This window comes from Paenirhizobium cremeum (assembly GCF_047553425.1).
GTDB lineage: Bacteria > Pseudomonadota > Alphaproteobacteria > Rhizobiales > Rhizobiaceae > Allorhizobium > Allorhizobium cremeum.
The window spans coordinates 2,091,304-2,117,779 of the sequence record NZ_CP180217.1 but is presented as its reverse complement, the minus strand read 5'-3'; the positions used below and the strand labels follow the sequence as shown (position 1 = coordinate 2,117,779).

Below are 26,476 nucleotides of genomic sequence, written 5' to 3'. Positions count from 1 at the left end.
TCCTCCTCAGGAAAGAGCAAGCCAGCTTTCGCCGGCTCCGTCAATGCGCCGGACGGTATTTCTGCCCCATGTAATCCATCACCTCCTTGAACCAGGGGGTCGACAGGTCGAAGGCCTTGCCACCCTTGATGCGCGGGAACTCGATGGTGCGGAGCTTGCCGCCCTGGTCCTCGTCATGGCCGGTCACGCCGGAGACCTTGTTCAGGCCGCTTTCGACGGCAAGGTCGACCATGCTCTGGATGAGGCGCAGGTCCTCGTAGTTCGCCGGGGCGGAGCGGGCGTAATAACCCGATTTCTGCACCATGGAACGTTCGGCGTCGAGCAGCTTGGCGAAGTGCTTCTGGAACCAGGAGCCGACATTGATCGTATCGATCTTCACATGGCCGAAGGCGTCGCGCTTGATTTCCTCGCCGGCGGCCTCGCGGTCGGCGACGATCTCTTCCAGGCAGGCGCCTTCCGAGACGAACAGAGTGACGAAACCGGAGCGGTCCATGATTTGCTTGAGGCGAGCGGCTTCGGCCTCAAGATCGAAATGGGTTTCCGGCAGGTAGATGCCGTCGATGTTCTTGAGCTCCTGATTCATCATGAAGCCCTCGATGTACTCGTTGCCCTTGGTGCGCTGGATGTAGGCGCGGGCCGTCGCGGCGGTCAGCCAGCCGCAGTGGCGGCCCATCACTTCATGGATGACGAGCGTGCGCGGTGCGGCGCTCTGCTCGTTGGACACGTGGTCGAAAAAGCGGGCGCCGACGTCCGCTGCCGTCCAGGCGCCGAGCGACTGCTTGATCGGCACGACGTCGTTGTCCACGGTTTTGGGCAGTCCGACCACGGTCAGGTTGTAGCCGTTGGCGCCGAGATAGGCGGCGAGATCGGCCGCCGTGGTGTTGGTGTCGTCACCGCCGATGGTGTGAAGGATGGTAACGCCGTCGGCTGCAAGGCGCTCGGCGGCAATGCGCAGCGGGTTTTCACCCTCCTTGACGAGACCGCGCTTCACGCAATCGGCCGCATTGGTCAGCTTGACGCGGCTGTTGCCGATCGGCGAGCCGCCGTAGCGATGAAGGACGTGGGCCTTCTCGCGCATCTCGCGGGTAATCTCGATCTTGTAGTCCATCAGCAGGCCGCGGAAGCCCGACTTGTAGGCGATGAGCTCGACGTCCGGGGCGATGTCGGTGTAGCGCTCGATCAGACCGCCCACCGCGGACGAGAGGCAGGGTGCCAAGCCGCCAGCGGTCAGCATTGCAACTTTCTGTTTGGCCATCAGTCCTCCTTCGGCATTCCTTGGCGCCGTCAATACAAGGTTTTCCGGGCGAATGGATGCGATAGTCGGAACAAGCTGTAAAGCGAAAAATTCAAGAAATCCGGGCATTTCGCAGCGATAAGCGGGGAATGCTACCGCAGGTGCGAATATAATCGTTTCAATCGGGACCTGCGCGTTCGGCGTGTTGTGGAAAAGGAGAAGACGCGGCGGTGGCCGGTGTCTGAAAGGTGCTTTCGGCGCGATACGCGGGTGCGGGATGAGGCCTTGCTTCAGTTATTCCGAACGGAACGTGAATAAAGTTTAATGCGCGCGAAGGGGTGGCCGTCTTGCTTTTTCCCGCGGGATTTGGTCATGCTGCAGCATGTTATTCGATTTCGCCTGCGAACAGATAGCTTCGTTATGGGATCGTTTGCTGGGCGCTATCGGCGACGCGGCGGGCAGTGTGCTGTCCGGGGTGATCGAGGCGGTTCGAACCGCCTTCGAAGGCGATCCGGAAACGCGACGCAAGGTTTCCTTCTCCGTGGCGATCATCGCGCTTTCGGCCAAGATGGCCAAGGCCGACGGTATCGTGTCCGAGGCCGAGGTTGCCGCGTTCCGCAAGATCTTCGATTTTCCGCCGGAAGAGGCGCGCAACGTCGCGCGGCTCTATAACCTCGCGCGCCAGGACGTGGCCGGCTACGAGGCCTATGCGCAGAAGCTGGCGAACCTCTGCCGGACCTGCGACCAGCAATGCCCGGTTCTAGAAGATATCGTTGACGCGCTTTTCCACATCGCCAAGGCCGACGGCATGTTGCACGAGAAGGAACTTGCCTTCCTGTCGCGCATCGCCGAGATCTTCGGCGTGTCGGAAGACCGCTTCGCGACGATTACCGAGCGTCACGTGCATCTCGACGGCGATCCCTATGGCGTTCTCGGCGTCCATCCGTCCGACGACTTCGCGACCATCCGCAAGCGCTACCGGGCGCTCGCAGCCGAGCATCATCCGGATCGCCTCTACGCGCGGGGTGTGCCGGCCGAGTTCCACGCGGTTGCCCATCACCGCATGGCGAAGCTCAACGCCGCCTATTCCGCGATCGAGAAGGCACGTCGCGCCGCATGAGCCTTTTCACCGCCGATTATCGGGCCGCCTGCGTGCTGCCGTCGCCCAATCATGGCGAGCGCGTCGATGGTGTTCGCCCCGATATGATTATCCTGCATTATACCGGCATGCCTTCCGAGGAGGGGGCGCTTGCATGGCTTTGCAGTCCGGAAAGCCAGGTGTCGTCCCATTATTTCGTGCATGAGGACGGGCGCGTTGTGCAACTCGTGCCGGAGGAGCGCCGTGCGTGGCATGCGGGCAAGAGCTTCTGGGCCGGTGAGACGGACATCAATTCGCGCTCGATCGGCATCGAGATCGCCAATGCAGGCCATCCCGAGGGTCTTCCGCCGTTTCCGGACAAGCAGATCGAAGCGGTCATCGAATTGTGTCGCGATTGCGGCCGGAGGCTCGATATCCGGCCGGAACGGGTGCTCGGACACTCCGATGTCGCTCCGGTTCGCAAGGTCGATCCGGGCGAGAATTTTCCCTGGGGGAGGCTGCATGCGGCCGGTGTCGGGCATTTTGTCGAACCTGTGCCGATCTCGGGTGGCCGTTTCTTTCAGAAGGGCGATAGCGGCCAGCCGATAGAAGCCTTGCAGTCGATGCTGTCCCTTTATGGTTATGATATTGATATTACTGGAGAATATTCGGACAAGACCGAAGGCGTGATCGCCGCTTTCCAGCGGCATTTCCGGCCAGCTCTGGTGGACGGCGTGGCCGACATGTCGACCATTGAGACGCTGCACAGGCTGCTTTCCACGCTGCCGCGTTACACCTGAATCCGGCCCAGCGCGAACGCCCTTTTGAGGGCGACTTCGAGCGCGGGAAACGCCAATTTGTTGCGTCGCCACATGAATTCCCAATTTCCCCGTTCTAAAGAGCGGGCTGAACGGCGACGCTGAGTACCGCATCCGCGGATCGCGATCGCAAATATCAACGATGAGGGCAAGTGCGGCGCCTGATCCGGCAGGACAGGCGGACAGGGTCGATTTGCGTCCAGGGAAAGGACGATCCGCCTTGCTACTCTGGTTCGGAGACTGACCTTCCACATGATGAGACGTGTTGTTGCTGCTGCGGCATGCCTGGCTATTCTTTTGTCCTCCTCCATGACGGCATCCGCCCGTGACAAGGAACAACAGGAAAAGACATTCAAACTTCCCTTCAACACGGCAACGCGCGCTGCGGGATATCCAGCGCCGTCCTTTTCCAACAGCCCCTACACCAGCCTGATTTCCAAATATGCAAAAACCTACGGCGTACCGGTCGCGCTCGCCCATGCCGTCGTACGCATCGAGAGCAACTTCAATCCAAAGGCGCGTGGCGGTGCAGGCGAGATCGGCCTCATGCAGATCAAGCCGGCGACGGCCCGCATGATGGGCTATTCCGGTTCGAGCAAGGGTCTTTATGACCCCGAGACCAACATTCGCTATGGCATGAAGTATCTTTCCATGGCCCACGAACTGGGTGACGGCCGGACCTGCTCGACGATCCTCAAGTACAATGCCGGTCATGGCGCGAAGCGCATGAACCCGGTTTCCAAGCGCTATTGCGGCAAGGTTCAGGCGCTGATCGGTTCCTGATCGCCGCACGCCACAACGGCGTGCAAGCGAAAGGTTGCCATGCCATCGAGAACCCCAGAACCGGGGATAAGTGCATGGTAACGGATTTCGAGTTTGTCGCGATCGGACGAGGCATGATGGGGCGGCGGCTCGCCGCCTCACGTTGAAGGGCAGGGCGGGTCGCGCTGGTCGACAAAGAGGAGCCCTCCGACCGGCCGGCCCATCAGGTCGATTTCGCCAGCCAGCACGGCGCGGCCCGCAAGCTCGAACGCATCGCCGTGCGGCGGATGCCGGGACGTGACGTTTTCCCGGCAACAAGCGGGGGCCGCGTTGTCTCTCTCACGCACGTCACCTATCCCCATGTCGGATTTACCTCCGCTCCCGAGGTCGCCTTGCCGCAAAGCGATTTCGCCGAAGAGCTTCGGCCTGTATTGTTGTGAAAATGATTCCGCCTGTACCGGCAGGATTTTGAAAACGATCGATAATTATGTAATTTCAGGACAGGCGCACATGGCTGAAATCTACAGGCACATCATTATCGGCCGCGGCATGATGGGTGCCGCCGCCGCCCGGCATCTCGCCTCGCAGACGGACGGCGTCCTTCTGATCGGTCCGGATGAACCGGCCGATGCTGCAAGCCATGACGGCGTGTTCGCCAGCCATTATGACGAGGCGCGCATCACCCGCACCATCGATCCCGATCCGGTCTGGGCAAGGCTCGCAAACCGTTCCATTGCCCGTTACGGCGAGATCGTCCGGGAAAGCGGAGTTGAATTCTATCACGAGACGGGCTGCCTGATCGTCGGGCCGAAGCGTGGGGGAGCCGATCCCTATGTCGGCAATATCTGTGCGGCGGCTGAGAAACTCGCCGTTCCCACAGAAATCCTGAGCGATCGGGCGCTCGCCGAACACTTCGGTTATTTCCGTTTCGGTATAGGCTGCGAGGGCGTTTACGAGGCGCGGAACGCCGGTTATGTCAATCCTCGCCGGCTGGTCGAGGCGCAATCGAAGCTCGCCCGGAAGGCCGGGGCCGAGCTGATCGCGGATGTGGCTGTCGCCGTGCGTGAAGAGGATGGCGGGGTCGTGGTCACGACTGCCGGGGGGCGCGAGGTCAAGGGTGAAAAGGCGCTGGTGGCCGCCGGAGGATTTTCCATTGCGAAGAATCTCTTGCCGCGTCCGCTTGATCTGAAGGTTTATGGGCGGACCGTCGCCTTCTTCGAGATCGCGGATGCCGATCTCGATGCCTATGCGGGCATGCCCTCGCTGATCCATCAGCCCGAGGAACCGGCGGATCATATCTATATGCTGCCGCCGGTTCGCTATCCCGACGGCAAGACCTATCTGAAGATCGGCGGCGATCCCGACGATCTGCGTCTTGCGACCGAACCCGATATCCGCGCCTGGTTCCGTGGCGGCGGCCGGGAAGGCACGCGCGGGCATCTCAAGCGTATTCTCGACGGTCTCGTGCCGGGACTTGCCAAAGCGCCGGTGACGATGGGTGCCTGCGTCACCTCCTTCACGCCCGGCAACTACCCGGCGATCGGTTTCGCCAGCGACAGGATCGCAGTTCTCACGGGCGGCTGTGGTGCCGCTGCCAAGAGTTCCGACGAGATCGGGCGGCTGGGGGCGGAATTGATGCTTCACGGGCGGATCGTGGATGAGGCCTATGATCCGGTTTTCGCGCCGGTTTTTCTCTGACTGTTCATCATCCAGCTCTTTCTGTTGATTGTTCCTGCATTTTTGGTGGCGTTCGCGGGCTCGCTCGTCTAAGGACGCGGTGCCAGTTGGCCGGGCAGCCGCGCTTTACCAATGCCGAAAGGCGGTAGGGTGAGGAAAGTCCGGGCTCCACGGAGACACGGTGCCGGATAACGTCCGGCGGGGGCGACCTCAGGGAAAGTGCCACAGAAAGCAAACCGCCCTGCATGCAGGGTAAGGGTGAAAGGGTGGGGTAAGAGCCCACCGCGTCGCTGGCAACAGGGACGGCACGGTAAACCCCACCGGGAGCAAGACCGAATAGGGATGACGCGGGGCGCGCAAGCGCCTACAGCCTGTTTCCGGGCCAGTCATCCGGGTGGGTTGCGCGAGGCAGCGTGCAAACGCTGTCCCAGATGAATGGCTGCCACGTTCCGGGCAACCGGAGCCATACAGAACCCGGCTTACAGGCCAACTGGCAATTTTCCCGCCGTCGCGACCCGCCTTTATTGGCAGGGAATCTAACCTCCTGAAAAAATGTCGTATTTTCCGCGCTTCCGCCTCAAGCCTCGGTCAAGCTTGAGCATCAAAAAGCGCGATGTCGGCGGCTTTTCCTAACTCTTCGTTAAGCTTAACCGCTTATCAATATTTGAATCCCTGAAGGGTTTGGAAATGCCTCGTCCCATTGACGCCCATGTAGTCCCATGATATCCCATTCACATACCGGTGAAGGATCGATGAAGGTCCGGATTTTCAAGGTTGAAGGCGAGCTGGCCGCGAAAGCGGAGAGGTTTTCGGTTCGTGGCTTTGAAGTGTCTGCGGTGATCGGGTTTTCGAGTTCTGGAGGGTCGTCTGTCGGTCCTCGTTTCAGGGGAGCAGCGGTCTGTCGTCATGAGCCGCTTCCTGTCCAATGCGACAAACAGGATCGATGCGAAGGGACGGGTTTCCGTTCCGGCGGTGTTTCGTTCCGTGCTTGCGCAGCGCGATATCCAGGAGCTCTATTGCTTCCAGGATTTCGTGTTTCCGGCGATCAGCGTCGGCGGGGCGGATGTCCTGGAGCGGTACGAGCGGCAGATCTCGAACGAAGATCCGTTTTCCCGGGACGGGAACGAGATGTCGTTGCTGGTTCATGGCGGCGGCGTCTTCATGAAGCTCGATGCCGAAGGGCGTCTGATGGTCACGGATTTCATCCGGGACTTTACGGGCATCACGACGGAAGTCTGTTTCGTCGGGCGCTCGGATCACTTTCAGCTTTGGCAGCCGCAGGCGTTCCACGAGGCGCAGGCGGCGGCAAGAGAGGAGCGCAGACTGCGAGGGCTGCGGGCTCCATAGAACGGGGAAACGGAATGGTGGCGAATTCAGGCGGAGGTTCAACTGATGCCGAAGGCGGACCGGTTCGCCACATTCCGGTTCTTCTCCGTGAAGTGCTTGAGGCGTTGGAGCCTTGCTCCGGCAAGGTCATTCTCGACGGTACCTTCGGTGCCGGCGGCTATACCTCGGCGATCCTCGGTGCCGGCGCCGACGTGATCGCGCTTGATCGCGACCCCACGGCGATTGCCGGCGGTCAGGCGCTTGTCGATGCGCATGCCGGCCATCTCGTGCTGCATCATACGCCGTTTTCCCGGCTGGCCGATTTTGCGCCGGCGCGCGGGCTCGACGGTGTCGTTCTGGACATCGGCGTCTCCTCCATGCAGATCGATGAGGCCGATCGCGGCTTTTCCTTCCAGAAGAATGGGCCGCTCGACATGCGCATGTCGGGTGCGGGTGTGTCAGCCGCCGACGTCGTCAATCGCGCCAAGGTCGGCGATCTCATCCGCATCTTCGGCTTTCTCGGTGAGGAGAAGCAGGCAGGCCGTATCGCACGCGCCATCGAAAAGCGCCGGACTGAAGAACCGTTTCGAACCACGCGCGATCTGGCCGGGTTGATCGAGATCGTTACGCCGCGCAAGGCCAAGGACAAGATCCACCCGGCGACGCGCGTCTTTCAGGCGCTGCGCATCTTCGTCAACGACGAACTGGGCGAACTCGCTCAGGCGTTGTTTGCCGCCGAGAAGGTTTTGAAGCCGGGCGGACGACTGGTCGTCGTCACTTTTCATTCGCTCGAAGACCGTATCGTCAAGAAATTCTTCTCCGAGCGTTCGGGCAAGGCCTCCGGTTCCCGTCATATGCCGATGTTGACAGCGAAGCCGGCGATTTTCGAGCCGGTGGGCAAGGGCATGGTTTCTGCCAGCGATGCCGAGGCGGAGATCAATCCACGGGCGCGGTCCGCCAAGCTTCGGGCCGGCATTCGCACGACGGCCCCGGCGGAGAAGCCGGATTTCTCGATCTTCGATTTGCCCGACCTCGCCAGCCTCGACAGGATCGGAGGATAAGCCATGCTCAGGACTTTCGATCTCATCATGATCGGTGCGATGGCCGCCGCGGCGGCAGTGACCTATCAGATCAAGCATCACACCGACAACAAGCTCGAGGAAGTCCGGCGGATCGAGGCCGAAATCAAGCTTGAGAAAGACACAATCGAATTGCTGAAGGCCGATTGGGCCCTGTTGACGCAGCCGAACAGGCTCGACCGGCTCATCAGGGTCTATGGTCAGGAACTGCAGCTTCAGCCGACCTCGCCGGAGCAGCTCGCAAGGCCCGTAGAACTGCCCATGATGAAGGCGGACGTGCCGAAGCCTGAAGTGGCGGAAGGCGAAAAGAGTTCGGATCCCGTCTCGGATCTCATTACAACCGGATCGGTGCAGCGCTGATGACTTTTCTTTCTCGGATCATGCTGTTGAAGAGCCAGGCCCACTTCTCGGCTGACGTTCATCGCGCCGGCGCCTCGATGAACGGAACCTTCAAGGGAACGGGCAAGCGCAAGACGGAAATGGCGCGCAAGCGTGTCGGACTGATGATCGCCGGTTTCGCCGTCGCCTATGCCATCATCGGCGGACGACTGGTGCAGTACGGTTATGCTCATCCGGAAACCGTTTCCAGCATCCTGCCGGCCGACCGGCTGATGGCGTCGCGTCCCGATATCCTCGATCGTAACGGCGAGGTTCTTGCGACCGATATCCGTACCGTTTCGCTGTTTGCCGAGCCCAACAAGATCGTCGATCCGGACGAGGCGGTCGAGAAGCTTGCGACCGTGCTGACCGATCTCGACATCAAGGGCACCTACAAGAAGCTCTCCAATCCGCAGTCGCATTTCCAGTGGCTGCGCCGCCAGCTCACACCGAAGCAGCAGAGCCAGATTCTTGCGCTCGGCATTCCCGGCATCGGCTTCCGCCCGGAAAAGCGTCGCTTCTATCCCGGCGGCTCGACCGCGTCCCACATCGTCGGCTACGTCAATATCGACAACCGTGGCATGTCGGGTATGGAAAAATACATCGACAACCAGGGCATGGCGGACCTCCGCGCGCTCGGAATGACCAGCGACACGCCGCTCGAGCCGGTAAAGCTGTCGATCGACCTCAGGGTGCAGAACATCGTGCACGATGTGGTTGCCGCTGCGATCCAGAAATTCGAGGCGCTGGGCGCCGGCGGCGTTGTTCTCGACGTTCATACCGGCGAGGTGCTCGCCATGGTTTCCATGCCGGATTTCGATCCCAACAATCCGGCGGCGAGCGCCCAGGAGGGCTGGCTCAACCGCATGTCGAACGGCACGTTCGAAATGGGCTCGACCTTCAAGTCCTTCACGCTCGCCATGGGGCTCGACGAGGGCAAGGTGTCGCTCAACGATACGGTCGATGCGCGCTACCCCATCCGCATCGGCGGCTTCACCATCAAGGATTTCCACGGCAAGAACCGTGTGCTGACGGTGCCGGAAATCTTCCAGTACTCCTCCAACATCGGCACCGCGAAGATCGCCGACATGGTGGGAACGGAAGCTCACAAGGCGTTTCTGGCCAAGCTCGGCCTGACGACGCGACTGAGGACGGAACTGCCTGAAGTCGCGATGCCCAGCCAGCCGCGGGAATGGAAGAAGATCAACTCGATCACGATCTCGTTTGGCCACGGTGTCTCGACGACGCCCCTGCAGACGGCTGTCGCCGGCGTTGCGCTGGTGAATGGCGGCAAGCTCATACCGCCGACCTTCCTGCCGCGCACACAGGAGGAGGCGGATCAGGTGGCCGAGCAGGTCATCCAGCCCTCGACCAGCAAGGACATGCGCTTCCTGTTCGAATGGAACGGCGTCAAGGGTTCCGGCCGAAATGCCCGCGTCGAGGGATTCAACGTCGGCGGCAAGACCGGCACGGCGGACAAGGTCGTCAACGGCCGTTACGTCGGCGACAAGAATTTCAACGCCTTCCTGTCCGCTTTCCCGATCGACAATCCCCGTTACGTCGTCCTGACCGTTATCGACGAGCCGAAGACCGACAAGGGTAACGGTGCAGCGCTCGCCGGTACCTCGGCGGCGCCCATGGTCGCCGAGATTATCCGCAGAAGCGCCGCAATTCTCGGTGTAGAACCGAAATTCGGGGAAGACGGCTCCGCCTTGCTCGTTTCTTATTAAGCAGGCTTCAATGTACGGGGCGATTCGGCGGAATCGCCTTGGGGAAATGGACGGTAATCAATGTTTTTGCGGGATCTGGCGAGCGGCGAATTTCAGGATCAGGTCGGCAAGGCGAGCGATATTGTCGGTGGAATCTCAATCTCCGGTATCACGGCCGACAGCCGCAAGGTCGAGCCCGGCATGCTGTTCGTTGCCCTTTCCGGCACGAAGGCAGACGGTGCGGCCTATGCGGCCGATGCGGCAGCCCGCGGCGCCGCCGCTGTGGTGGCTGGGCATGCCGTGGACGCTTCCGTACCGGTTGTCGTGGTCGATAATCCGCGCCGGTTCCTGGCGCTTGCCGCAGCGCGCTTCTTCGGACGGCAACCGGAAACCATGGTTGCCGTCACGGGCACGGCCGGAAAGACCTCCGTCGCATCCTTCACGCGGCAGATTTGGGCGGAGGCCGGCCATCCGGCAGCACAGATCGGCACGACGGGTGTCGTATCCCCGACGCGCAATGAATATGGTTCGCTGACGACGCCCGATCCGGTCGGCCTTCACAAGCTTCTGGCTGAACTGTCCGACGAAGGCGTCACGCATGCCGCCATGGAAGCCTCAAGCCACGGTCTCGACCAGAGCCGCCTCGACGGCGTCAACCTTGCCGCTGCCGCCTTCACCAATCTCGGTCGCGACCATATGGACTACCATCCGACGGTCGAGCATTACATGGCCGCCAAGATGCGGCTGTTCGATACGCTGCTTCCGAAAGGTTCGCCGGCGGTGATCTTTGCCGACGATCCGTGGTCGGCGGAGGCCATCCGGGTTGCGACCGAAGCGGGTCACGACGTGCGTACCGTCGGCCGCAACGGCGCTTTCCTTTCGCTGAAGCGGGTCGAGCACTTTCGCCATAAGCAGGTCGCCGAGATCCATATCGGCGACGAGATCCATGAGGTGCATATTCCGCTTGCCGGTGATTTCCAGATTGCCAATGCGCTGGTGGCTGCGGGCCTCGCAATGTCGACCGGGGTCGCCGCTCCGGTCGCCATGAAAGCGCTGGAAAAGCTTGTCGGCGCCTCCGGCCGGCTGGAACTCGTCGGCCATACAAAGGCAGGCGCGCTCGCCTATGTCGATTATGCTCACAAGCCGGATGCGCTGGAAAACGTGCTCAATTCGGTTCGGCCGTTCACGACGGGGCGCGTGATCGTCGTCTTCGGCTGCGGCGGCGACCGCGACAAGGGCAAGCGTCCGATCATGGGCGAGATCGCCTGCCGCCTGTCGGATATCGTTATCGTCACGGACGACAATCCGCGCTCGGAGGTTCCGGCCGTTATCCGGTCCGAGATCATGGCGGCCGCGCCCAAGGCAATCGAGATCGGCGACCGGGCGCAGGCCATTCGCGCCGGCGTTGCCATGCTGTCGGCGGGGGACACGCTTGTCGTGGCCGGCAAGGGGCACGAGGAGGGGCAGACGGTGGGCGATGTAACGCTGCCGTTCTCTGACCATACCGAACTGCGCAAGGCATTGGAGGAATTCGAACATTGACGTTTCTTTGGACGACGCGAGACCTGATCGACGCCATGGATGGCCGTCCGTTCGGCACCTTGCCGGACGGTATTACGGGCATTTCGATCGACAGCCGAACGATCTCTCCGGGGGAAGCCTTCTTCGCGATCAAGGGTGATCGTGTCGACGGGCACGATTTTGCCAGTCTTGCGGTTGCAAACGGCGCTTCCCTGCTGGTTGTCAGCGAGGCGAAGCTTCCGGCGCTCGGCCGCCTCGTCGTGCCGATGATCGTCGTCGAGGACGTGCTGGGGGCCTTGCAGAAACTCGCCATCGCGGCGCGCGAGCGCAGTTCGGCCACGGTAATCGGAGTGACCGGCTCGGTGGGCAAGACGACCACCAAGGAAATGCTGCGGCTCGCGCTTGCTCCCTCGGGCAAGGTGCATGCAGCCGTCGCTTCGTTCAACAACCACTGGGGCGTGCCGCTTACGCTTGCGCGCATGCCCGCCGACACGCGGTTCGGGATCTTCGAAATTGGCATGAACCATGCCGGGGAGATCGGGCCGCTTTCGCGCATGGTGAGGCCGGACGTCGCGATCATCACGACGATTGCGCCGGCCCATCTCGGCAATTTCGCAAGCCTTGAGGAAATTGCGGCCGCGAAAGCCGAAATCTTCGAGGGGCTTGAACCGGGCGGCGACGTAATCCTCAACCGGGATAACAGCCAGTACGATTTTCTCGACCACGCCGCGCAGGCGGCCGGCATAGAGAATGTGCATTCCTTCGGGCAGCATGCCAAGGCCGAGTTCCGGCTGGCGGAGTTCGACGGTGCGGCCGAAAGCTCCACCGTCTGGGTCTGTTTCGGCGGCGAGACGCGCGAGGTGGCGCTTGGCGCACCCGGCCGTCATATTGCGGAAAATGCCGTCGCGGTGCTTGCGGCCGTCTCCCTGGTCGGCGCCGATATGGATGCGGCGATCGAGGCGTTGGAAGGGCTCTCCGCCGTCAAGGGGCGCGGTGCCCGGCACCGGCTCGCCATCGATGGCGGAGGCTTCACCCTGATCGACGAGAGCTACAACGCCAATCCCGCCTCCATGCGCGCGGCGATCGCCGTGCTCGCCGCCGCGCAGCCCGAGGGCGAGGGGCGCAGGATCGCTGTTCTCGGCGATATGCTGGAGATGGGCGAGTTTTCGCAGAAGGTGCATGCCGAACTGGCGAGCCCGCTGTTGGCCGCCGGTATCGAACATGTGTGGCTCGCCGGACCCGAAATGACGGCGCTTCGCGATGCGCTGCCGGAGAGCGTCGATGTCGTCTATCTCGAGACAACGGCGGAGCTTGCGGCCTTCGTCACGGCCTCGGTGCAGCCCGGTGACGTGCTGATGGTAAAGTCGTCGCTCGGCCTCGGTTTCGGCAAGATCGTTGCTGCTCTTCTTGACAAGTATCCGGCCGTGCCCGACACGGGGCGCCAAAATTAATAAGGGCTTTCGGAAAGGGCTCCAATGCTGATCTGGCTTGTGGAACTGGCGAACCACTTTCAATTCTTCAACCTGTTCCGGTACATCACGTTCCGCACGGGCGCTGCTCTCTTTACCTCGGCTCTCGTCGTCTTTCTCTTCGGGCCGGCCATGATTTCCTCGCTGCGTGTCCGCCAGGGCAAGGGGCAGCCGATTCGCGCCGATGGTCCGCAGACCCATTTCAAAAAGGCCGGAACGCCGACCATGGGCGGGTTGATGATCCTCGCGGGCATCGTCGTTTCGTCGCTTCTCTGGGCGGATCTTTCCAATGTCTACGTGGTCTGCACGCTGCTGGTGACGCTTGGTTTCGGGGCAATCGGCTTTTACGACGATTACCTGAAGGTCACGAAGCAGACGGAGAAGGGCTTCTCCGGCAAGGCGCGCCTCGGTATCGAATTCGTCATCGCCGGTATCGCGGTTTATTTCATGATGCGCACCGCGCTGGTATCGGGTCCGCAGGGTTCGACCTTCGGCTCTTCGATCGCGTTTCCCTTCTTCAAGGACTTCCTGATCGATCTCGGCATCTTCTTCGTGCTGTTCGGCGGCTTCGTGATCGTGGCGGCGGGAAATGCCGTCAACCTGACCGACGGTCTGGACGGACTTGCCATCGTGCCGGTGATGATCGCGGCAGCCTCGTTCGGGGTGATCGCCTATGTCGCCGGTAATGCGGTCTTCGCCAATTACCTGCAGATCAATTTCGTGGTCGGCACCGGCGAGCTCGCCGTGGTGCTGGGTGCGGTGATCGGCGCGGGGCTTGGCTTCCTGTGGTTCAACGCGCCGCCAGCCGCCATCTTCATGGGCGATACCGGTTCGCTCGCGCTCGGCGGCCTGATCGGCTCCGTCGCTGTCGCTACCAAGCACGAGATCGTCATGGCGATCATCGGTGGCCTGTTTGTCGCCGAAACGCTCTCCGTCATCATTCAGGTCGGATACTTCAAGATGACCGGCAAGCGCGTCTTCCTCATGGCGCCGATCCATCACCACTTCGAAAAGCTCGGCTGGACGGAAAGCCAGGTGGTGGTCCGCTTCTGGATCATCGCGGTCGGCCTTGCCATGCTCGGCCTTTCCACCCTGAAACTGCGGTGAGGCCGAGATGATCCCGGCCACCACCTTCAAGGGTAAGAAGGTCGCACTCTTCGGGCTCGGCGGTTCCGGCCTGGCGACGGCCAAATCGCTGGTTGCCGGTGGAGCCGAGGTCATCGCCTGGGACGACAACCCCGACAGTGTGGCGAAAGCTGCCGTCGAAGGCATCGTCACGCAGGATCTGCACGGCATTGACTGGAAGACGGTCGCGAGCTTCGTGCTCTCTCCCGGTGTGCCGCTCACCCATCCGAAACCGCACTGGTCGGTGGCGCTTGCCAGGGCCGAGGGTGTCGAAATTATCGGCGATGTCGAGATCTTCGTGCGGGAGCGCAGGGCGCACGCGCCCCATTGCCCGTTCATCGCGATCACCGGCACGAACGGAAAATCGACGACGACCGCGCTGATCGCCCATATCCTGTCCGCCAGCGGTCGCGACGCTCAGCTCGGAGGCAATATCGGCCGGGCCGTGCTGACGCTCGATCCGCCGCAGGACGGCCGTTTCTTTGTGGTCGAATGCTCATCCTACCAGATCGACCTCGCACCGACGCTTAATCCCTCCGCCGGCATCCTGCTCAACGTCACGCCCGATCACCTCGACCGGCATGGCACGATCCAGCATTATGCCGATGTCAAGGAACGACTGGTCGCAGGCAGCGATACGGCGGTCGTCGGAATGGACGACAGCTATTGCGAACTGATCGCCGACCGTGTCGAACGCGCCGGAAAGAAGGTGGTGCGCATTTCGAAGCGTCAGCCGCTTGCGAATGGCCTCTACAATGACGGTCATCGGATCATCGAGGCCCATGGCGGCGCCACGTCGGTTCTGGCCGACCTCAACGGCATCCAGACGCTGAGGGGCGCTCACAATGCGCAAAATGCGGCGGCAGCGATCGCAGCCTGCCTTGCCGTCGGCTTGTCTCCGGATGAGGTTCGGGCTGGGCTCCAATCCTTCGCCGGCCTGAAACATCGTATGCAACCCATCGGCCGTCGTGGCGAGGTGGTCTTCGTCAATGATTCGAAGGCGACGAATGCCGAGGCGGCCGCACCCGCGCTATCGAGCTACGACCGGATCTACTGGATCGCCGGCGGATTACCCAAGGAAGGTGGCATCGCCAGTCTTGCGCCGCTCTTTCCGCGTATCGCCAAGGCCTATCTGATCGGTGAAGCTGCTTCCGCCTTTGCCGTAACGCTCGGTGAAACGGTTCCTTATGAAATTTCGGGCACGCTCGATATGGCTGTCGCCCATGCCGCGGCCGACGCAGCCGCCGACGGCGGTCCGGTTGCCGTGATGTTATCCCCGGCTTGCGCAAGCTTCGACCAGTACAAGAATTTCGAAGTGCGCGGCGATGCCTTTGTCGGCCATGTCGCCGCCCTTTCCGGCGTGACGATGCTGGTCGACGTGCCAACAGGAGGCAAATGATATGGTAAGCCGCGCGGAGAGGGGCCCCGTCGCAGACTGGTTCTGGACGATCGACCGATTGTTCATGATTACCTTCATCCTGCTGATGGGGATCGGCTTCATGCTCTCCTTCGCGGCCTCGCCCGCGGTTGCGGAGCGTCTGGGGCTCGACAGCTTCTTTTTCGTCAAGCGGCACGCGGCCTTCATGCTGCCGGCCCTCGGCGTGATGATCGGACTTTCCTTCCTCAGCCCGCGTCAGGTTCGGCGCACCGCCATGGTGCTGCTCGCCGTCTCGCTGGCCATGATGGTGCTGGCACTGTTCTTCGGGATCGAGGTCAAGGGCGCCCGGCGCTGGATCACCATCGCCGGTATTTCCATCCAGCCTTCGGAATTCATGAAACCGGCCTTCGTCGTCATCTGCGCCTGGCTGTTTTCGGAGCATACGCGCCAGCCGGAAATCCCGGGTAATCTCTTTGCCATCATCCTTTTCGGCATCGTTGCGGCTCTGCTCATCGCCCAGCCGGACTTCGGCCAGACCATCCTGACCTCCGTCGTATGGGGCGGCATGTTCTTCATGGCGGGCGTGCCATGGTTCTGGATTTCCCTTCTCGGGGGCCTCGGCGCAGCAGGTATTTTCGGCGCTTACCTTACGCTGCCGCACGTGACCGGCCGTATCGACCGCTTCCTTACCGGCGAAGGCGACACCTTCCAGGTGGATACCGCCCGTGAGGCCATCATTCGCGGCGACTGGTTCGGGCAGGGGCCGGGAGAGGGCATCGTCAAGCGGATCATTCCCGACAGCCACACGGACTTTATCTTCTCGGTCGCGGCGGAAGAATTCGGCATCGTGTTCTGCATGGTGCTGGTGGCGATCTTTGCGTTTCTGGTGATCCGCGGCCTCAGCCACGCCTTCAAGGAACGAAACGATTTCAACCGTTTTGCGGTCGCTGGTCTCGTTCTGCAGATCGGCGTGCAGTCGATGATTAACATCGGCGTCAATCTCGAACTGCTGCCGGCGAAGGGCATGACCCTGCCGTTGATCTCCTATGGCGGTTCCTCGATGATCGCGATTTGCGTGACCGCCGGGTTCATTTTGGCGCTGACGCGGCGGCGGCCGGAGAAGCGGGCGCAGGAACGCAGCCTGTTCCGGGCCGCTCACGGCGTCCCGGCGGAGTAAGACGATGACCAAGGGCATCATCCTTCTAGCCGCCGGGGGAACCGGCGGTCATCTGTTTCCGGCCGAGGCGCTGGCGCACACCCTCATAGAGCGCGGTTACTCGGTTCATCTGGTGACGGACAGCCGGGCCGAGCGCTATGCCGGCAAGTTTCCGGCGGAAGCGATCCACACGGTCGCCTCGGCGACGATCGGGTCGAAGAACCCGATTGCATTTGCCAAGGCGCTGCTGTCGCTCTGGAAGGGCTTCCGGCAGGCCAAGGCGCTTATCCGCCGGCTGAAACCGAAGGCCGTCGTCGGTTTCGGCGGTTATCCGACTGTGCCGCCGCTTATGGCGGCCGCGGGACTGGGAGTGCCGACGGTCGTTCACGAACAGAACGCGGTGATGGGGCGCGCCAACAAGGCGCTTGCCTCCCGCGTGAAGGCGATTGCCGGCGGGTTCCTTCAGGAAGGCGGGACATTCGCCTCCAAGACCGTTGTCACCGGCAATCCCGTGCGCCCGGCTGTTATTGCCGCATCGTCGGTGCCCTACCAGCCCTCCCTCGAAGGTCAGCCGTTCCGGCTGGTGGTCTTCGGCGGAAGCCAGGGCGCGCAATATTTCTCGGCTGCCGTGCCGAATGCCATCAGCCTGCTCGACGAGGGCCTGCGCAGGCGCCTCAGCGTGACCCAGCAGGCGAGGCCCGAGGATCTGGACCGGGTGACAGCCTGCTCGACAAAGCTTGGCATCGCTTCGGAGATTCAGCCCTTCTTCACCGACATGGCAGCAAGGCTCGCGGCCGCGCATCTGGTGATCTGCCGTTCCGGCGCTTCGACCGTTTCCGAGCTTGCGGTGATCGGCCGGCCGTCGATCCTCGTGCCCTATCCCTATGCGCTGGATCATGACCAGGCGGCGAACGCGGCGGCACTTGCGGCGACGGGTGGCGCCAAGGTGATCGCCCAGTCGGAGCTTAGTCCCGAGCGCCTCGCGCATCTGTTGAGCGATGCCATGCAGGAACCCGAAAAGCTTGGCAAAATGGCGGAAGCTGCGAAAACTGCAGGCAAGCCGGACGCTGCGCGCTTGCTCGCCGATCTGGTTGAGGCTATTGCCGCAGGCAAAGGCGTGGCCGACTTGAAGGGAGCCAATTAATGAAAATGCCGAAGTCCATCGGGCTGGTCCATTTTATCGGGATCGGCGGCATCGGGATGAGCGGGATTGCGGAAGTGCTGCACAATCTCGGGCACAAGGTGCAGGGGTCGGACCAGGCCGACAGCGCAAACGTACAGCGTCTGCGCGCCAAGGGCATTGAAGTGTTCGTCGGCCATGACGCCGCCAATCTCGGCGATGCCGAGGTGGTCGTCGTGTCGACCGCGATCAAGAAGAACAATCCGGAGCTGGTGGCCGCGCGCGAAAAGCTGCTGCCGATCGTACGCCGCGCGGAAATGCTGGCCGAATTGATGCGCTTCCGCAATGCGATCGCCATCGGCGGCACGCATGGCAAGACGACGACGACCTCCATGGTCGCGACGCTGCTCGAAGCGGGCGGGCTGGACCCGACCGTCATCAATGGCGGCATCATCAATGCCTATGGCACCAATGCCCGCATGGGCGAGGGCGAGTGGATGGTGGTCGAGGCGGACGAGTCCGACGGTACCTTCCTGAAGCTGCCCGCGGAGGTCGCGATCGTCACCAATATCGATCCCGAGCATCTCGATCACTACGGCAATTTCGACGCGGTGCGCGCCGCCTTCCGCCAGTTCGTCGAGAACGTGCCGTTCTACGGTTTCGGCGTCATGTGCCTCGACCATCCGGAAGTGCAGGCGCTGGTTGGCAAGATCGAGGACCGCAAGGTCATCACTTACGGCGAAAACCCGCAGGCCGATGTCCGCTTCTCGAATGTCCGCCTCGAAGGCACCCATTCAACCTTCGACGTCGAGATCCGTCGCCGCCGCACGGGCCGCGTATTCAGCTTCAAGGACCTGACGCTGCCGATGCCGGGTCGCCACAACATCTCCAATGCCTGCGCCGCGATCGCCGTCGCCAACCGGCTCGATATTCCGGAAGAGGCGATCCGCAAGGGATTGTCGAGCTTCGGCGGCGTCAAGCGACGCTTCACCTTGACGGGCACCTGGAACGGCGCGCAGATCTTCGACGACTATGGCCATCACCCGGTCGAGATCAAGGCAGTGCTCAGGGCCGCGCGCGAAGCCTGCAAGGGCCGGATCATCGCCGTGCACCAGCCGCATCGCTATTCGCGCCTTGCCAGCCTGTTCGAGGATTTCGCCAACTGCTTCAACGATGCCGATACGCTGTTCCTGGCGCCGGTCTATGCGGCGGGCGAGGATCCGATCGAGGGATTCGATGCCGAGGCGCTGGTTTCGCGCATCAAGTCGGGCGGACATCGCGACGCACGCTATCTTTCTTCACCGGATCAGTTGGCGCCGCTCGTTGCGGGTATTGCGCAACCCGGCGATTTCGTGGTCCTGTTGGGGGCTGGAAGCATCACATACTGGGCGGCCGCGCTGCCCAAGGAATTGGAAGCCTATTCGGGAAAGTCGGCATGAAACAGGTGGATGGAGAAAAACTTCTGGCGTCGCTTGGTCCGGGCGTCGATGCCTTGCGGGGACGCCTGACGCCCGACGCGCCGATGGACCGCGTCACTTGGTTCCAGGCGGGCGGTCTGGCCGAACTCATGTTCCAGCCGCACGATACCGATGATCTCGTTGCCTTTCTCAAGCTCCTGCCCGAATCGGTGCCGCTGACCGTCGTCGGTGTGGGCTCCAACCTTCTGGTCCGCGACGGGGGCATTCCGGGCGTCGTCATCCGTCTGTCGGCCAAGGGTTTCGGTCAGGTGGAACTTGCCGGCGAGAACCGTATTCGGGCCGGCGCCATCTGCCCAGACAAACATATCGCGGCCATGGCGATGGATCATAACATCGGCGGGTTTGCTTTCTTCTACGGTATTCCAGGTTCGATCGGCGGTGCCGTCAGGATGAATGCCGGCGCTAACGGTGGCGATACCGCCGGTCGGCTGGTCGAGGTGGAGGCGGTAGACCGCAAGGGCAATATTCATGTCCTTTCCAAGGCCGACATGGGTTACACTTATCGTCATTCCTCCGCGCCGGACGGGCTGATCTTCACGAGCGCCTTGTTCGAGGGCTATCCTGACGAGAAGGCCAAGATCCGTGCCGAGATGGACGCGGTGCGCCATCACCGTGAAACGGTGCAGCCGGTCAAGGAAAAGACCGGCGGTTCGACCTTCAAGAACCCGGAAGGACATTCCGCCTGGGAATTGATCGACGAGGCCGGTTGCCGCGGCCTGATGATCGGCGGCGCGCAGATGTCGTCTCTGCACTGCAATTTCATGATTAATATCGGCCATGCCACCGGCTACGATCTCGAATATCTCGGTGAGACCGTGCGCCAGCGCGTCTTCGAGCATTCCGGTGTCAAGCTGGAGTGGGAGATCAAGCGTCTCGGCATGTTTATGCCGGGCCGCGAGATCAAGCCTTTCATGGGTGTAACGACCGAGTAACCGGCCTCAGGCGGGTCAGCCCAGAACCTTGCTGGAGGCGGCGACGAAAGTGACGCCGCCTTTTTCGTCCGCGGTTTCAGCCAGCGCGACATCCATGAAACGATCCGTGATCCTGACGATGCCGAAACCGCCCTTGTAGGCGGCTGTCGGTTTCACGATGTCGAGGCCGGCGCTCCGATAGATCATCGGCGTGTCGTGCTCATGGCCATGGAAGATGGCGACGATGTTGTAGCCGCGGATGGTATCGGCAAAGGCCAGTCTTTCGGCATCCGACCACCAGTGCGGCGGACCGCTTCCGTCGTCGTCGAAGGTCTTCCTGACGGGGTCCCACCGCTCGAGAGAGAAGGGGTCCCAGCCGTAATGCTGGAACAGCACGACAGGCCTGCCGTCGGCGGCGAAGCTTTTGAGATCCTGCGCCAGCCATGACAGCCCGCTTGCCGCCCCCTTGCCGGTGTCGCCCGCGTAACGCTGAAGCTGGACGAGATGCAACCGTTCCCAGTTCCAGGAATAGCTGTCGGACGCCTCGTCGTAGTTCTCGGCAGGAAGAGGCGGCTTGAAGAAGACACTCGGCTTGTGGTTCAGGCGAACATAGTCGCGCAGTTCGTCCCGGTACCAGTTGATCTCCGGCGGTTTGCCGTCCTGATCGAGATCGTGATTGCCGAGGCCGACATAGACCGGATAATGCACGCGATCGGGACCGGAACCCTGCCGGTAACGCTCGGAAAACTGCCGGAGCTGCGCTCCTTCGCGGGGAAGGGCGGTCTGACCGCCGCCATCGTCGGTGATGTCTCCGCAAACGATGAGGCCGCGGGGCGTTGCGATCCGGGTTCCGGCGCCGGCCAGTGCCGTTGGCTTGCCGTTAATCTCGGTCGGCCAGCGAAGACGGTGCACGGCGTTCAAGGCCCGGATGTGACGCAGCAGGTTTTCATCCGTCTTGCCTTCTTCCGCACAGCCGGGACTGAGCCCCTCACCGATGCGGCAGGCATGCACGTCATTGGTGACGAGGAAGGTTATGTCGGTGGCGATGGTGGCCGCGCTCGCCGCCTGCCGAAAGGTATGGACCGACCCCGAAGCCAGTAGTCCCTTCAGCAATATCCGTCGTGAAATCATGGCGGCCTCTCGTTCCCGGTTGTCGATAGTAGCAGCCGGTCATGGAGAGAAAAGTCATTGTTACTTGAATGGTGAACAAGAGAAAGGCCGCGAAAGCAGGTGCTTCGCGGCCCTTTTTATTCTTCTGATTCAGGCGCTCAGACCTCTTCCCGGCCCGAAAGCAGGATGCATGCCAGGGTAATCACCGCCGAAAGGCCGAGGTAGAGGCCTACGGCGGTCATGCCATAATTGGCCTGCAACCACGTGGCGATATAGGGGGCGAGCGAAGCACCCACGATGCCGGCGAAGTTGAAGGTCAGCGATGCGCCGGTATAGCGGACGTTGGTCGGGAAGGGGGCGGCCAGTGCAGCGCCGATCAGTGCATAGGTCATGCCCATCAGCGCCATCGAGCCGACGGCGAAGACGGCGACACCCGTTTCGCCGCCCTGCAGCAATGCGGGAAGGGCAAAGGAAAAGAGCGCGATCAGCACCGTGATGACGATCAGCGACAGGCGGCGGCCGACGCGGTCTCCCACCTTGCCGGTCAGCGGGATGAAGATGCCGAAGACCACGGCGCCGAGGATCTGGATTTCCAGCGCGTCGAGGAAGGGGATCTGCAGAACCTTGACGTTGTAAGACAGCAGCCAGGCCGTGCCGATATAGAACAGCACGAAGGTGACGAGCGCCACGAAGGTGCCGAGGAACAGGCTGCGCTTGTACCTGGTGAACACCTCCGCGGCCGGAACAGCCACACGCTCCTGCGTGTCGATCGCCTTCTGGAATGCCGGCGTCTCGCTGATCGAGAAGCGCACCCACAGGCCGAGCACGATCAGCAGAGTGGAGGCGAGGAAGGGAACGCGCCAGCCCCAGGCGAGCAGGGCGTCCTTGGAGATGACCTGCAGCAGCAGCCAGAACATGCCGGAGGAGAGGAACAGGCCGACCGGGGCGCCGAGTTGCGGGAACATGGCGTACCAGTTGCGCTTGCCTTCCGGCGCGTTCTCGGTGGCAAGCAGCACTGCGCCGCCCCATTCGCCGCCGAGGCCGAAACCCTGGCCGAACCGGCAGAGCGCCAGCAGCAGCGGTGCGATCACGCCGATCTGCTCGTAGCTCGGCAAAAGGCCGATGACGACGGTGGAGATGCCCATCGTCAGAAGGGCCGCTACCAGCGTCGTCTTGCGGCCGATGCGGTCGCCGAAATGGCCGAAGACGACGGCGCCGAGCGGACGGGCGAAGAAGGCGATGGAGAAGGTGGCGAAGGAGGCGAGCAGCGCGGTGGTCGGATCGTTGTTCGGGAAGAACAGCGTCGGGAAGACCAGGACGGCCGCGGTTGCGTAGACATAAAAATCGAAGAACTCGATCGTCGTGCCGACCAGACTGGCCATCAGCACGCGCGCGGGGGAATTCGGTGCGGCGTTGCCGGAAGACGTGGTCGCAGTCGGCGATACCTGGGATATCGCGTCTGTCATTTCATTTTCCAGTTCGGGATTTTCTTAACGACACCTTAGGAAAGGTCGCGTGCTCATTAATACAATTTTCCTGCTTGTAAAGCGTCAAGTTTGCAAGAAATGGAATGATGGCGACCGCCACATGGCCACAAAGTTGCCGCCTAACCCTGATTATCGTTTTGAAACGGCAGGTTACCGATTCGGCGGATGCACTTGTTCTTGCGGTCGGAACCGATCCGGCGTGTGTGAAAAAAGCCAGTGCTCGAAATGCAGGAGCGTCGAATTTTTCGTTAAAATCGGGCCGTTTGAAGCCGGGCGGTTAACGAAAGTAAACACTTCATTAACCTTAATGTCGTTTTACTAAGACAACGGTCGAGGCGGTCATCATCTGAGTCCGCTTCCGGCTTGAGGTCGATCAGTATGTTTTATTTTTTCCTGCGGGGGCGTTGATGAGTGGCAAGCATGTAGCCGTCCTGATGGGGGGCCTTTCCTCGGAGAGGCCGGTCAGCCTTTCTTCCGGGGCTGCCTGTGCGGAGGCGCTCGAATCCGTCGGCTACCGTGTGACCCGCGTCGATGTCGGACGCGATATCGGTCAGGTGCTTTCCGATCTTCGTCCGGATGTCGCTTTCAATGCACTGCATGGCCCTTTCGGTGAGGATGGCACCGTTCAGGGCGTTCTCGAATACCTGCAGATCCCCTATACGCATTCGGGCGTTCTGGCCTCGGCGCTGGCCATGGACAAGGCTCAGGCGAAGATCGTTGCGGCCAATGCCGGAATTCCGGTTGCCGAGGCGAAGGTGATGATGCGCTTCGACATCGGGACGGTACATCCGATTGCTCCGCCCTATGTGGTGAAGCCGGTTCGCGAAGGTTCCAGCTTCGGCGTCGTCATCGTTCGCGAGGATATGGCGCATCCACCCCAATCGCTGCAGTCCAGTGAGTGGCGCTATGGCGATCGGGTCATGGTCGAGCACTACGTTGCGGGGCGCGAGCTGACCTGTGGCGTCATGGGCGACAGGCCGCTTGGTGTGACGGAGATCGTGCCGCAGGGGCATAGCTTCTACGATTACGATTCCAAATATGTCGCCGGTGGTTCGCGGCACGTGCTTCCTGCAGAAATTTCACCGAAAATTTACCAAAAAATACAATCATTGGCACTTAAGGCGCATCAAGCAATCGGGTGCCGAGGGGTTAGTCGATCCGATTTTCGTTTCGATGATCGCCTCTCCGAAGACGGTGAGCTCATCTGGCTGGAGATTAATACCCAGCCTGGGATGACTCCGACGTCGCTGGTGCCTGAAATGGCTGCTCATATGGGTATGGGCTTCGGTGAATTTGTCCGGTGGATGGTGGAGGACGCGTCTTGTTTGCGGTAAGGGGCGATAGGTCAGGGGAGTTTGCGGCGCATGCCGCGCATGCCTCTGCGGCTTCCGCGGAAGGTGTGGTTTTGCCGCGTCCGTTGCGGCGCGTCGTGCGCTTTGTCGTCAGCCTCTGCTCGGGGCGAATCGCAATTCCGGCCCATACGGGCAAGGTTTCTCTCGTTGGTTTTTACTCTGCCATTGCTGTTTACGGCGTGGTTGTCGGTGGGCATGGTCCTGCGGTCAGTCAGGCGATCACGTCGTTTGCGGGTTTTGCGATCGAGGATGTAAAGGTTTCCGGCAACGAGCAGACCTCGGAGATCGACATTCTTCAGCTTCTTGGTCTTGATGGTTCGACGAGTCTTCTCGGTCTCGATATTGCGGCGGCTCGTCAGTCGCTCACCGAGTTGCCCTGGGTCGAATCGGCAGAGGTTCGCAAGGTGTATCCGTCCCGCGTCGAGGTCGCTCTTCGCGAGCGCAAGGCCTACGGAATCTGGCAGCATGGCACGGAGCTTTCCCTGATCGAGAAGTCCGGCAGCGTGATTGCGCCGCTGCGCGACAACAAGTTTGCAAGCCTGCCGCTTTTCGTGGGGCGTGATGCCGAGACGGCTGCTTCCGAAGTCGAGAAGGAGTTCGCCAGGTTTCCCGAGGTTGCCTCGCGGATCAAAGCCTATGTCCGCGTTGCCGGTCGCCGCTGGGATATCCACCTCGACAACGGTGTCGTGGTGAAGCTTCCGGAAGAAGGGGTTTCAGACGCTCTCGCCCGGCTTTCCCGTCTCGATGCGGAACAGCAGATTCTCTCCCGTGATATAGCGGCCGTCGATTTGCGGCTGCCCGATCGCACAACCGTTCAGCTGACGCCGGAGGCGCAGGAGCGCCGGTTGGCGGCGGTCGAGGAACGTCGCAAGGCACTCAAGAAGGCGGGGCAGAACATATGAATCTGTTCGGAAGCTCCCATTTCGGTCTCCCGCGCATCAAGCCGCTCTCTTCGAAGCGTACCCATGTGGTCTCGGTGCTGGATATCGGCTCCAGCAAGGTCGTCTGCATGATCGGCCGGCTCACCCCGCGCAAGGAAAGCTCCGTCCTGCCCGGTCGCACGCATAACGTCGAAATCATCGGTATCGGTCACCAGCGCTCTCGCGGCGTCAAATCCGGGGTGATCGCCGATCTCGATGCCGTCGAAAACGTCGTTCGCCTGGCGGTGGACGCTGCCGAGCGGATGGCCGGGCTGACCGTCGAAAGCCTGATCGTCAACGTTTCTGCCGGCCGCATCGGTTCGGACGTTTATACGGCGACCATCGACCTCGGCGGACAGGAAGTCGAATCGGGCGACCTGCGCAAGGTTCTCGTTGCCGCCGGCCAGCAGTCGCAGGGTTCGGACCGGGCCGTGCTGCATTCTCTGCCGACGGGTTTCTCGCTGGATGGCGAACGTGGAATCCGCGATCCGCTCGGCATGTATGGCGACGCGCTCGGGGTCGACATGCATGTCGTGACGGCGGAGCGCGCCGCGCTTCGGAACCTCGAACTTTGCATCAACCGCGCTCACCTGACGGTCGAGGGCGTTGTTGCAACGCCTTATGCGAGCGGTCTTGCCGCCCTGGTCGACGATGAGGTCGAACTCGGCTGCGCCGCCATCGACATGGGTGGCGGCATGACGACGATCTCCGTCTTCGCCGAGGGCAAGCTGATCCATACCGATGCGATCGCGCTCGGTGGCCATCACGTCACCACCGACGTTGCGCGCGGTCTGTCGACCCGGATCGAAGACGCCGAACGTCTCAAGGTGGTCCATGGTTCCGCCCTTGCGAACGGCGCCGACGAGCGTGATGTGCTTTCCATTCCGCCGATCGGCGAGGATGATCGCGATCAGCCGACCCAGGTGCCGAAGGCGCTGCTGACGCGGATTATTCGCGCCCGCATCGAAGAGACTCTTGAACTTCTGCGTGATCGGATTCAGAAGTCGGGCTTCTCGCCGGTTGTCGGCAAGCGAGTCGTTTTGACGGGTGGCGCAAGCCAGCTGACGGGCCTTCCCGAAGCTGCGCGCCGCATCCTTGCCCGCAACGTGCGAATCGGGCGCCCAATGGGTGTCGCCGGCCTCCCGGCCGCGGCCAAGGGTCCCGCTTTTTCGACCGCTGTCGGATTGATGATTTATCCGCAAGTTGCAGATCAGGAGACCCATGCCGGGCAGGCGGGATTGTTCTCGCCCTTCGGTAACGGCAACAGCCGTATCGCCCGCATGGGCCAATGGCTGAAAGAGAGTTTTTGAGTTCAGTCCGTCGGTCCCGCAGGGCGGGCCGCCGGGCGAAAGAGTTGAAATGACATGGCCGGCGTGGCGATGCGGCCG

23 protein-coding genes and 1 other RNA gene are annotated in these 26,476 nt (G+C 61.8%); 20 read left to right on the top strand and 4 right to left on the bottom strand.

The features are described from left to right. Positions 1-40: 40 nt before the first annotated feature. Positions 41-1,255, bottom strand: a complete 1,215-nt coding sequence (locus ACLBKR_RS10540; protein ID WP_113339068.1) for a pyrophosphate--fructose-6-phosphate 1-phosphotransferase — start codon at positions 1,253-1,255, stop codon at positions 41-43. Positions 1,256-1,616: 361 nt separating this feature from the next. Here ACLBKR_RS10540 and ACLBKR_RS10535 point away from each other — a divergent pair, with 361 nt between their 5' ends. The 3 genes from ACLBKR_RS10535 (at position 1,617) to ACLBKR_RS10525 (ending at position 3,913) form a co-directional block, all read left to right on the top strand. Further along, positions 1,617-2,354, top strand: a complete 738-nt coding sequence (locus ACLBKR_RS10535) for a J domain-containing protein (RefSeq protein ID WP_112828010.1) — start codon at positions 1,617-1,619, stop codon at positions 2,352-2,354. Then, positions 2,351-3,112: an N-acetylmuramoyl-L-alanine amidase gene (locus ACLBKR_RS10530; protein WP_113339067.1), complete on the top strand. Its 762-nt coding sequence runs from the start codon at positions 2,351-2,353 to the stop codon at positions 3,110-3,112. Before ACLBKR_RS10535 ends, ACLBKR_RS10530 begins: the two co-directional genes overlap by 4 nt. Before the next feature lie 270 nt (positions 3,113-3,382). Then, positions 3,383-3,913 carry a lytic transglycosylase domain-containing protein gene (locus ACLBKR_RS10525; protein ID WP_113447265.1) on the top strand — a complete coding sequence of 177 codons (531 nt, stop codon included), beginning with the start codon at positions 3,383-3,385 and terminating at the stop codon, positions 3,911-3,913. 137 nt (positions 3,914-4,050) lie between these two features. On the opposite strand, the gene ACLBKR_RS10520 is transcribed toward ACLBKR_RS10525, so the two are convergent. After that, on the bottom strand, positions 4,051-4,239 hold the full coding sequence (locus ACLBKR_RS10520) for a hypothetical protein (protein WP_162757243.1): 189 nt from the start codon (positions 4,237-4,239) through the stop codon (positions 4,051-4,053). 163 nt (positions 4,240-4,402) lie between these two features. On the opposite strand from ACLBKR_RS10520, the gene ACLBKR_RS10515 reads away from it, so the two are divergent. The 14 genes from ACLBKR_RS10515 (at position 4,403) to murB (ending at position 20,240) form a co-directional block, all read left to right on the top strand. Then, positions 4,403-5,590, top strand: a complete 1,188-nt coding sequence (locus tag ACLBKR_RS10515; protein ID WP_113439088.1) for an FAD-dependent oxidoreductase — start codon at positions 4,403-4,405, stop codon at positions 5,588-5,590. An 82-nt stretch (positions 5,591-5,672) separates the two neighbouring features. Then, an RNA gene (gene rnpB, locus ACLBKR_RS10510) (RNase P RNA component class A) lies at positions 5,673-6,067 on the top strand. A 408-nt stretch (positions 6,068-6,475) separates the two neighbouring features. Next, positions 6,476-6,916, top strand: a complete 441-nt coding sequence (gene mraZ, locus ACLBKR_RS10505; protein WP_112828015.1) for a division/cell wall cluster transcriptional repressor MraZ — start codon at positions 6,476-6,478, stop codon at positions 6,914-6,916. 14 nt (positions 6,917-6,930) lie between these two features. Further along, on the top strand, positions 6,931-7,956 hold the full coding sequence (gene rsmH / locus ACLBKR_RS10500) for a 16S rRNA (cytosine(1402)-N(4))-methyltransferase RsmH (RefSeq protein ID WP_113339063.1): 1,026 nt from the start codon (positions 6,931-6,933) through the stop codon (positions 7,954-7,956). 3 nt (positions 7,957-7,959) lie between these two features. Further along, entirely contained in the window at positions 7,960-8,334 is a 375-nt protein-coding gene (locus tag ACLBKR_RS10495) for a hypothetical protein (RefSeq protein ID WP_112828017.1), read from the top strand. After that, positions 8,334-10,082, top strand: coding sequence for a peptidoglycan D,D-transpeptidase FtsI family protein (locus tag ACLBKR_RS10490; protein ID WP_113339061.1), 1,749 nt, complete (start codon positions 8,334-8,336; stop codon positions 10,080-10,082). Before ACLBKR_RS10495 ends, ACLBKR_RS10490 begins: the two co-directional genes overlap by 1 nt. Before the next feature lie 60 nt (positions 10,083-10,142). Further along, positions 10,143-11,603 carry a UDP-N-acetylmuramoyl-L-alanyl-D-glutamate--2,6-diaminopimelate ligase gene (locus tag ACLBKR_RS10485; RefSeq protein WP_113439087.1) on the top strand — a complete coding sequence of 487 codons (1,461 nt, stop codon included), beginning with the start codon at positions 10,143-10,145 and terminating at the stop codon, positions 11,601-11,603. Continuing rightward, the gene (locus ACLBKR_RS10480; protein ID WP_113424964.1) at positions 11,600-13,033 is read left to right on the top strand and encodes a UDP-N-acetylmuramoylalanyl-D-glutamyl-2,6-diaminopimelate--D-alanyl-D-alanine ligase; all 1,434 of its coding nucleotides are present in this window, start codon (positions 11,600-11,602) and stop codon (positions 13,031-13,033) included. Before ACLBKR_RS10485 ends, ACLBKR_RS10480 begins: the two co-directional genes overlap by 4 nt. 24 nt (positions 13,034-13,057) lie before the next feature. Beyond that, positions 13,058-14,158, top strand: coding sequence for a phospho-N-acetylmuramoyl-pentapeptide-transferase (mraY, locus tag ACLBKR_RS10475; RefSeq protein WP_112828021.1), 1,101 nt, complete (start codon positions 13,058-13,060; stop codon positions 14,156-14,158). A 7-nt stretch (positions 14,159-14,165) separates the two neighbouring features. Further along, positions 14,166-15,575 (top strand): UDP-N-acetylmuramoyl-L-alanine--D-glutamate ligase, encoded by a 1,410-nt coding sequence (murD, locus tag ACLBKR_RS10470; RefSeq protein WP_414899307.1) that lies wholly within the window; start codon positions 14,166-14,168, stop codon positions 15,573-15,575. A 1-nt stretch (position 15,576) separates the two neighbouring features. Further along, on the top strand, positions 15,577-16,731 hold the full coding sequence (gene ftsW, locus ACLBKR_RS10465) for a putative lipid II flippase FtsW (protein WP_112828023.1): 1,155 nt from the start codon (positions 15,577-15,579) through the stop codon (positions 16,729-16,731). A 4-nt stretch (positions 16,732-16,735) separates the two neighbouring features. Next, positions 16,736-17,854, top strand: coding sequence for an undecaprenyldiphospho-muramoylpentapeptide beta-N-acetylglucosaminyltransferase (gene murG, locus ACLBKR_RS10460; RefSeq protein WP_113447267.1), 1,119 nt, complete (start codon positions 16,736-16,738; stop codon positions 17,852-17,854). Then, on the top strand, positions 17,854-19,269 hold the full coding sequence (gene murC, locus ACLBKR_RS10455; RefSeq protein ID WP_112828025.1) for a UDP-N-acetylmuramate--L-alanine ligase: 1,416 nt from the start codon (positions 17,854-17,856) through the stop codon (positions 19,267-19,269). The genes murG and murC overlap by 1 nt, the downstream gene beginning before the upstream one ends. Beyond that, positions 19,266-20,240: a UDP-N-acetylmuramate dehydrogenase gene (gene murB / locus ACLBKR_RS10450; RefSeq protein ID WP_113424961.1), complete on the top strand. Its 975-nt coding sequence runs from the start codon at positions 19,266-19,268 to the stop codon at positions 20,238-20,240. The genes murC and murB overlap by 4 nt, the downstream gene beginning before the upstream one ends. Positions 20,241-20,255: 15 nt before the next feature. On the opposite strand, the gene ACLBKR_RS10445 is transcribed toward murB, so the two are convergent. Together ACLBKR_RS10445 and ACLBKR_RS10440 are read right to left on the bottom strand one after the other, a co-directional pair. Further along, a complete protein-coding gene (locus ACLBKR_RS10445; protein WP_113447268.1) occupies positions 20,256-21,350 on the bottom strand; it encodes a metallophosphoesterase in 1,095 nt (364 codons plus the stop codon). A 137-nt stretch (positions 21,351-21,487) separates the two neighbouring features. Continuing rightward, positions 21,488-22,795, bottom strand: coding sequence for an MFS transporter (locus ACLBKR_RS10440; protein WP_113447269.1), 1,308 nt, complete (start codon positions 22,793-22,795; stop codon positions 21,488-21,490). Between the two features lie 428 nt (positions 22,796-23,223). On the opposite strand from ACLBKR_RS10440, the gene ACLBKR_RS10435 reads away from it, so the two are divergent. The 3 genes from ACLBKR_RS10435 to ftsA are packed head-to-tail and all read left to right on the top strand — an operon-like array spanning position 23,224 to position 26,398. Continuing rightward, positions 23,224-24,150, top strand: coding sequence for a D-alanine--D-alanine ligase (locus ACLBKR_RS10435; RefSeq protein ID WP_113447270.1), 927 nt, complete (start codon positions 23,224-23,226; stop codon positions 24,148-24,150). Continuing rightward, positions 24,138-25,070 (top strand): cell division protein FtsQ/DivIB, encoded by a 933-nt coding sequence (locus ACLBKR_RS10430; protein ID WP_414901689.1) that lies wholly within the window; start codon positions 24,138-24,140, stop codon positions 25,068-25,070. Before ACLBKR_RS10435 ends, ACLBKR_RS10430 begins: the two co-directional genes overlap by 13 nt. Further along, entirely contained in the window at positions 25,067-26,398 is a 1,332-nt protein-coding gene (gene ftsA, locus ACLBKR_RS10425; RefSeq protein WP_112828031.1) for a cell division protein FtsA, read from the top strand. Before ACLBKR_RS10430 ends, ftsA begins: the two co-directional genes overlap by 4 nt. Positions 26,399-26,476: the final 78 nt, after the last annotated feature.

Coding starts and splice junctions, on each gene's coding strand:
- ACLBKR_RS10540 (WP_113339068.1), bottom strand. CDS start 1,255: ATGGCCAAACAGAAAGTTGCAATGCTGACCGCTGGCGGCTTGGCACCC.
- ACLBKR_RS10535 (WP_112828010.1), top strand. CDS start 1,617: ATGTTATTCGATTTCGCCTGCGAACAGATAGCTTCGTTATGGGATCGT.
- ACLBKR_RS10530 (WP_113339067.1), top strand. CDS start 2,351: ATGAGCCTTTTCACCGCCGATTATCGGGCCGCCTGCGTGCTGCCGTCG.
- ACLBKR_RS10525 (WP_113447265.1), top strand. CDS start 3,383: ATGATGAGACGTGTTGTTGCTGCTGCGGCATGCCTGGCTATTCTTTTG.
- ACLBKR_RS10515 (WP_113439088.1), top strand. CDS start 4,403: ATGGCTGAAATCTACAGGCACATCATTATCGGCCGCGGCATGATGGGT.
- mraZ (WP_112828015.1), top strand. CDS start 6,476: ATGAGCCGCTTCCTGTCCAATGCGACAAACAGGATCGATGCGAAGGGA.
- rsmH (WP_113339063.1), top strand. CDS start 6,931: ATGGTGGCGAATTCAGGCGGAGGTTCAACTGATGCCGAAGGCGGACCG.
- ACLBKR_RS10495 (WP_112828017.1), top strand. CDS start 7,960: ATGCTCAGGACTTTCGATCTCATCATGATCGGTGCGATGGCCGCCGCG.
- ACLBKR_RS10490 (WP_113339061.1), top strand. CDS start 8,334: ATGACTTTTCTTTCTCGGATCATGCTGTTGAAGAGCCAGGCCCACTTC.
- ACLBKR_RS10485 (WP_113439087.1), top strand. CDS start 10,143: ATGTTTTTGCGGGATCTGGCGAGCGGCGAATTTCAGGATCAGGTCGGC.
- mraY (WP_112828021.1), top strand. CDS start 13,058: ATGCTGATCTGGCTTGTGGAACTGGCGAACCACTTTCAATTCTTCAAC.
- murD (WP_414899307.1), top strand. CDS start 14,166: ATGATCCCGGCCACCACCTTCAAGGGTAAGAAGGTCGCACTCTTCGGG.
- ftsW (WP_112828023.1), top strand. CDS start 15,577: ATGGTAAGCCGCGCGGAGAGGGGCCCCGTCGCAGACTGGTTCTGGACG.
- murG (WP_113447267.1), top strand. CDS start 16,736: ATGACCAAGGGCATCATCCTTCTAGCCGCCGGGGGAACCGGCGGTCAT.
- murC (WP_112828025.1), top strand. CDS start 17,854: ATGAAAATGCCGAAGTCCATCGGGCTGGTCCATTTTATCGGGATCGGC.
- murB (WP_113424961.1), top strand. CDS start 19,266: ATGAAACAGGTGGATGGAGAAAAACTTCTGGCGTCGCTTGGTCCGGGC.
- ACLBKR_RS10445 (WP_113447268.1), bottom strand. CDS start 21,350: ATGATTTCACGACGGATATTGCTGAAGGGACTACTGGCTTCGGGGTCG.
- ACLBKR_RS10440 (WP_113447269.1), bottom strand. CDS start 22,795: ATGACAGACGCGATATCCCAGGTATCGCCGACTGCGACCACGTCTTCC.
- ACLBKR_RS10435 (WP_113447270.1), top strand. CDS start 23,224: ATGAGTGGCAAGCATGTAGCCGTCCTGATGGGGGGCCTTTCCTCGGAG.
- ftsA (WP_112828031.1), top strand. CDS start 25,067: ATGAATCTGTTCGGAAGCTCCCATTTCGGTCTCCCGCGCATCAAGCCG.